2 protein-coding genes and 1 pseudogene are annotated in these 2,987 nt (G+C 49.0%); all 3 read left to right on the top strand.

Annotation, left to right across the window (positions count from 1 at the left end; translation table 11 throughout):
* Positions 1–400 precede the first annotated feature (400 nt).
* Entirely contained in the window at positions 401–2,224 is a 1,824-nt protein-coding gene (locus tag K8S19_13825) for a DUF4062 domain-containing protein (protein ID MCD4814755.1), read from the top strand.
* 1 nt (position 2,225) lies between these two features.
* Positions 2,226–2,474 (top strand): annotated as a pseudogene (locus K8S19_13820) (KilA-N domain-containing protein).
* Positions 2,475–2,542: 68 nt separating this feature from the next.
* The coding region (locus tag K8S19_13815) for a virulence RhuM family protein (protein MCD4814754.1) at positions 2,543–2,987 on the top strand (445 nt) is incomplete at its 3' end.

Below are 2,987 nucleotides of genomic sequence, written 5' to 3'. Positions count from 1 at the left end.
TCTACTTCCTTTAACTATATGTATGGTGTTTCCCCGATATATGTGATTGTATTTAATGGTTTTATCGTATCCACTTCAAATCCAAGAGGCTGTCTAACAACAATACTGATAATAATTCCTAGACAGCCCCTATACCTATTGAAATTGTTAAAAACTGAGCCAGGTAGAAACTATAAAAAGCTTTTTAATTCATTATAAACGATATCTACTTTGTTCCACCATTATAAAAATACATCCTGTAAGAGGAATAAATATTGGACACTGAAAAAATCACGCTCTTCCCACTCGAAAACTTCCTGTTAAAGTCCGCCGATATTCTGTGTGGCAAAAGTGAACGAACCAGGACCCTGAAAATTCCAGATGGCTTTTTGGGCGGCTTTGGGTATCTGGGAGCGAAAGTATGAGACCGATTCGCATCTTTATCAGCAGTGTGCAAAAAGAGTTTGCAGAGGAACGCCGTGTTATCCGTGATTATGTTCGCAGGGATGCGTTGCTTCATCAATTCTTTGATGTCTTCCTGTTTGAAGATTTGCCTGCTTCTGACCGACGCACTGATGATGTATATCTCGAAGAAGTGGGGCGCTGCTCAATCTATATGGGAATCTTGGGGAACGAATATGGCAGCACTGATTCGACATGTCTCTCGCCAACCGAGCGCGAATTTGATCATGCCACTGCATGTGGCAAAACACGATTGATTTTCGTCAAGGGCACGGAAGATGGCGGGCGGGATCCAAAAATGATGGCGCTGATCCATAAAGCCGGTGGGCAATTGATCAGGCGACGGTTTACCGATGTGGCGGAATTGACTACGGCTTTGTATGCAAGTTTGGTGGAATATCTTGAGCGTCAGGGCATGATCCAGACTCGGCCATATGAGGGGCGGTGGTGTGATGACGCCTCCTTGACTGACATAGATGATCGATCAGTAGCAGTTTTTGTTGGCCGAGCACGCAGTGAGCGGCAGTTCGCGCTGACACAGGGAACACCCATACCTGATGTTCTGACTCATCTGCACTTGCTTGCAGATGGTAAGGTATCGAATGCCGCTATTTTGCTATTTGGCCGTAACCCGCAGAAGTTTATGCCACATGCAGAGATCCGGTGCATGCACTTTCACGGTACGCAAATCCAGCGTCCTGCTCCCTTCTACCGGATATTCAAAGGCAATTTGTTAGAGCAGATTGACCAGGCTGTGGACTTTGTGCTGTCCAAGGTCAACCGTTCTGTCGGAACGCGTGCCGAAGGTCCACAGGCGCCTGTCCGATACGAATTAACGGAGGATGTGATCGCAGAGGCAATCGTCAATGCCGTAGCACATCGCGACTACGCCTCGGCTGCCGTTGTGCAGGTGTCGGTATTCGCCGACCGCGTGGAGGTGTGGAATCCGGGCGAGTTGTTGCCGCCGCTTACACCGGAGAGCCTGTGCAAGCCACACCGCTCTATCTTGCGAAACCCTCGTGTCGCGGAAGTTCTATACCTTGCACACTACATCGAGAAATATGGAACCGGCACGCTTATGATGATCCGTGAAAGCGTAAAGCATGAGTTGCCGGAGCCAAGTTTCAGCGGGCAACAACCGGGCGAGTTTGGGGTGACGATATGGCGAGACTGGCTAACAGAACAAGTGATGGCATCATTGGAATTGAACGAGCGTCAGCGGAAAGCTGTAGCCGTAGTCAAGACAAAGGGAGTTATTACCAACTCCGTATATCAACAGGCCGTTTCGACCAGTCGCCCAACTGCTATCCGCGATCTGGCTGAACTGGTAGCTAAAGGTGTTTTCATTCGCAAAGGCACGGCGCGAAGCGTCCACTACATCCTCGGCTCTAAACGACTCATTCATGACTCAAGTGACTCACACATCAAAACACCGGCAAATGACTCAAAAATGACTCACACAACTCAAATGACGTCTGGCGCATCTCCTGAAAATGCATCCAATGTGTCATCCAATATGCCCACTGGCACTAAGTTGGCACTAAGTTGGCACCAGGTTGAAATGTTGGATAAGTGCCTGATTGATACTGGAATAACCGAACTTATGGAAATTGCGGGAAGGACAGACCGCACCAAGTTCAGGAATCAGGTTCTTAATCCACTTATTAAGGCAGGGTTTTTGGAAATGACAGTTCCCGATAAGCCGAGTAGCAGTAAACAGAAGTACCGGGTGACTGAAAAAGGGCGTGACCTCCTGGAAAAACAGAAAATGGGGGATGTATGAAATGAACAAAAACAAAAAAACCACCATCGAAGTAAAGGGCGCCGCCATCACCGTGCTTTCCCAGAAGGAGGATGACTACATTTGCATCACAGATATTACTCGCTATAAGAACGCCGAGTGTACGGACGACCTTGTGCGGAATTGGCTCAGAAACCGTAACACCATAGAATTTCCGGGTATTTGGGAACAGCTCGACAATCCCGATTTTAAACCCGTCGAATTCGACGGGATTAGAATGCAGGCCGGTCTGATGAAGGACCTGCTCACGGGCAAGAAGCGCGTCACCCCCCTGCTGAACGACACGGAGGTTGCACGCTTATGATCCCGGACAAAAACCCACCCGAACCTGCCGATATACTCCTCTACCAGACCGAGGACGGGCAGACTCGGTTGGAAGTGGCATTCCGTGGTGAGACCTGCTGGCTTTCACTCAACCGGCTGGCAGAGCTCTTCCAGCGGGACAAATCAGTCATTTCCAGGCATATCAAGAACATTTTTGATGAAGGCGAACTGGTGCGAGAATCAGTTGTTGCAAAATTTGCAACAACTGCCGTTGACGGCAAAAGCTATCAGGTTGATTACTTCAACCTCGATGTCATCATTTCCGTTGGCTACCGGGTGAAATCCCACCGTGGCACACAGTTTCGCATCTGGGCTACCCAGCGGCTGCGCGAATACATCATCAAAGGCTTTGCCATGGACGACGAGCGCCTGAAACAAAACGGCGGCGGCAATTATTTCGACGAATTACTGGCCCGCATCC

The organism is bacterium (assembly GCA_021108215.1).
Taxonomy (GTDB): domain Bacteria; phylum Oederibacteriota; class JAAXVQ01; order JAAXVQ01; family JAUVAV01; genus JAIORK01.
Note: the sequence above shows the minus strand (reverse complement) of the source record. Positions and strands in the feature narration are given on the sequence as shown.

Coding starts and splice junctions, on each gene's coding strand:
- K8S19_13825 (MCD4814755.1), top strand. CDS start 401: ATGAGACCGATTCGCATCTTTATCAGCAGTGTGCAAAAAGAGTTTGCA.